1 protein-coding gene is annotated in these 586 nt (G+C 43.7%); it reads right to left on the bottom strand.

What is annotated here, in order from left to right:
- Positions 1–366, bottom strand: a 366-nt coding sequence (locus AC01FP_RS18770; RefSeq protein WP_474482432.1) for a hypothetical protein, incomplete at its 3' end; no start/stop codon positions are given.
- Positions 367–586: the final 220 nt, after the last annotated feature.

Genomic DNA, 586 nt, shown 5'->3' with positions numbered 1-586 from the left:
CAGCAACCTGTAGAAGCACTTTAGCATTTCAGTATTTACATTCAGGACTCTCGACGGAGATCCTTCTAGGTTCCACTTTCCTTCCTTGGTTTTTAAGCCCAAGTGCGATGACTCTTCTGCTTGGCTTGCAAGACTCTCGTCGATTGTCTTGGGATGAAATAACTTAAAAATGCACCTGAAGGAGACCTCGCTCGGCATGCCTCTATATATATTGACTGAATACTGCTTGTTATTGTTTATTTCAGGAAAAAGCTTTCGCTCATTTCTGAAATAAAAGATATCCGATACTCTTCTGTAGGCTTCGAGTCTAAAACTCTGGCCTCGCGCGTCTTCGAAAGAGCCATGTGGGTGAATCAGGGCGGTCAATCCTTCGTTGGCGCACAGGCGCCACGTAAGCGGTATAAAGCATTTGTATAAATTGACTTTCTGCCCCCGTAAGATGCCATACATTGATGGGCTACCAAGGAAGCTTTTGGTGCCACTAATCTCTTCGAACTCTTTTATTAGTATAGGGCACCTCGAAAAATACGATCAGCCCTTGCGTTGAGGCGACAATAGCTTATAATTTGAATAGTTAATTGCATGC

The organism is Cyanobium sp. NIVA-CYA 375 (assembly GCF_056108345.1).
The sequence above is the reverse complement of the archived record's forward strand: the minus strand, read 5'-3'. Positions and strand labels throughout refer to the sequence as shown.